Source organism: Rhizobium giardinii bv. giardinii H152 (assembly GCF_000379605.1).
Taxonomy (GTDB): Bacteria; Pseudomonadota; Alphaproteobacteria; order Rhizobiales; family Rhizobiaceae; genus Pararhizobium; species Pararhizobium giardinii.
On sequence record NZ_KB902711.1, the window covers coordinates 1 to 2,754 of the forward strand.

The window sequence follows — 2,754 nt, forward strand, 5'->3', positions numbered from 1 at the left end:
CAAGCCGTTGTGCCGCAGTCCCTACGCCGCCCGCGCCGATCACCTGCGCCGAGCCCTTCAAGGTATGGGCTGCACGCCGCAACTCCGCGGTATTGCCGCTGGCGTGCGCCGCGTCGATCGCGGCCATCAGTTTCGGGTATTCGGCAAGGAACATTGCCGTCAACTCGCGCAAGAGGCAGCCGATCGGATTCTGAACAGCGTGTCTAAGCCCGTCGGCCAGGCGGTCCACCGCCACCACCTCGCAGCGCAACTGCATTTCGGTGTCGAGCAGCCTCTGGATCAACTTTGCGTGGAGCGGATTATCCTCGACCAGCAATATGCGCACTGTTTGGTCGCTCATGCTTTGCCTCCCTCAGGTGGCCGGCCTGAGTATATCAGGTTTGTCGTGGCTGCGGAATCTTGACTGTCAGGGCCCTGAGGAACGGCTCGACTCAAAGCTCCCGCTTATAGCGACGACGATGTCCGGTGCTGTCGAGCAATGTTGCCCTTCGGCACTGTTGCTGCGAATTTCCGGATCCCACCCGCTACAACCCTTGGCAATCTGATCACCGAATGGCTGAAATCTACGCAAGCTTTGAGCGGGCGATCTGAGTTGAACTCCGCGTCAGTAGTATGGGGCCGCTAAGGAATTCCCTACTTTTGCCGCGTGCGGTAGCTTGTGACCAACGACGTGCAGAAGTGAAAACTAGGGAGGACTCGGTGTTGTTTGTTGCGACCGCGCGGCACGGCCGCTTTTGAACGGCCGATTACTCGCCATAAATAAACGCTATGGCGGCAGAATGGAGTTGTGTTGGCCACCACCGCTTTTATGAACCTACTGTGACGAGGTCAGCGAAGACTGATCTTGAAAGAACCGCACAAGCGGCAAGAAGCACGCGACGGCATTGGGCCGGCGACTGCGTCAAAAAACACGGAGTGGGAACTCATGAAACATACTTCAAGCCGCCGAACATTTTGCATTTCCACCACTATCCTTTCACTTGTCACTATCGTTCCGGGATTGTCCGGTATGGCGCAAGCGGCGGACGGAACCATCAAACTCGGCATCGTTGCACCGATGAGTGGTCCGAACGCCCGCTATGGCGCGTTCTCCATGCGCGGTGCAGAACTTGCCGTGAAAGACATTAATGCGGCCGGAGGCGTCGACGGACGCAAGATCGAGCTTTTCAACGCCGACAGCCAAGGCACCCCGGTCGAGGGCGTTTCGGCCACCCGCCGCCTGATCGACGAGGACGAGGTCGACTATATCATCGGCGACGTCTCCAGCTCCGTGACGCTGGCCATGCAGCCCGTGGCAGAAGACGCCGGCGTTCTCCTCCTCAACGCCGCATCGTCCAACCCCAAAATCACTTACGGTGCCGGCGTTGGCGGCTACAAATGGACCTTCCGCAATTATCCGACGGACGAGAACCGCGCTTTCGTTGTAGCGAAGTACGCCGCCGAACAACGCGGTTTTAACAAGTTTGCCGTGCTTTCGGTGGACAGCGACTATGGTCGCTCGGCAATCGAGTTCACCAAGAAGTACCTACCGGAATTCAAGGGCGAGATCCTCAGCGAGGATTATTACAAGGAAGGCGAAGTCGACTTCCGCAGCGTTCTTGCGAAGATCCGGGACAATGGTGCTCAGGCCATCATCATGTATGGCCTCGCCGACACGACACCGATCGTCGCACGACAGATGATCGAGATCGGATTGGCAGGCAAGGTGACGCTCATCGGCAATGGCGAGTTCAACACGGAAAAGACCATCAAATCAGCCCCGACAGCCCTCGAAGGTGCCGTCGAGGCCGCAGCCTGGCTCCCGGCATTTGATTCCCCGGAAAGCAAGGCATTCGTCGAGAAGTTTACGACCGAATATAGTGAAGCGCCGAACAACCACGCCTATGTCCACTGGGACACGGTGAACCTGCTCGCCAAAGCCATCCAAGAAGCCGGCAGCCCTGAGCGTGAAAAGGTTCGGGATGCGCTGTCGAAGATCAAGTACAAGAGCCCCGTCGGCGAGGTCACCTTCGACGACCACAATCAGGCACGCCTGCCGATGATCCTTCTGCAGATCGAGAATGGCAAGCCCAGCGTCAAGGGTGCCTATACGGCGGACATCCAGTATCCTGCTCAATAAGAATGCACGAGGGATACGGCCATGTTCTCCACCATCCTTGAGCAGATCGTCAACGGTATCGTGACGGGTTCCGTCTATGCGATCGTCGCAGTCGGCATGACGATGATATTCGGCGTGCTGCGGGCCATCAACTTCGCGCATGGTGAATACTACATGCTCGGGACGTTTGGAGCTTGGTTTTCCATCGATTATCTCGGCCTGTCCTATGAGGCCTCGATCGTGGTGGGCGTGCTGTCCACCATCATCGTGGCTTATGTGGTTGGCAGTCTGGTCATGCAGCGCATGGTCGGCGCCCCGGCGGAATCCGGGGTGCTCGCCACGCTCGGGATCGCGCTTGTCCTGCAAAACACCGTGATCCTCGTCTTTGGCGGCGGCTACAAGTTCTTCTCCGGCGGCTACATCGAGCCTGTTTCCATTCTCGGCTTCAGCCTGGCGCAGCAGCGGATCATCATTCTAGTCGTCTGTCTGTTGGTCTTCGTCGGTCTCGAACTGATGGTCACCTACAGCCGCATGGGCAAGTCCATGCGGGCAGTGTCTCAGAACGTCGATTGCTGCGAAGTCGTCGGCATAGACGTCCCGCAGGTCGTGCTGCGCACATTTATCCTCGGTGCTGCGCTGGCCGCTCTGTCCGGTGT

3 protein-coding genes are annotated in these 2,754 nt (G+C 58.2%); 2 read left to right on the forward strand and 1 reads right to left on the reverse strand.

The window, feature by feature from the left end; genetic code table 11:
* On the reverse strand, window positions 1-340 hold a 340-nt coding region (locus A3AY_RS40775), incomplete at its 3' end, for a response regulator (protein ID WP_040669295.1).
* A 585-nt stretch (window positions 341-925) separates the two neighbouring features.
* On the opposite strand from A3AY_RS40775, the gene A3AY_RS0126645 reads away from it, so the two are divergent.
* Entirely contained in the window at window positions 926-2,119 is a 1,194-nt protein-coding gene (locus A3AY_RS0126645) for an ABC transporter substrate-binding protein (RefSeq protein WP_026203859.1), read from the forward strand.
* A gap of 21 nt (window positions 2,120-2,140) precedes the next feature.
* The coding region (locus A3AY_RS0126650; RefSeq protein ID WP_018328731.1) for a branched-chain amino acid ABC transporter permease at window positions 2,141-2,754 on the forward strand (614 nt) is incomplete at its 3' end.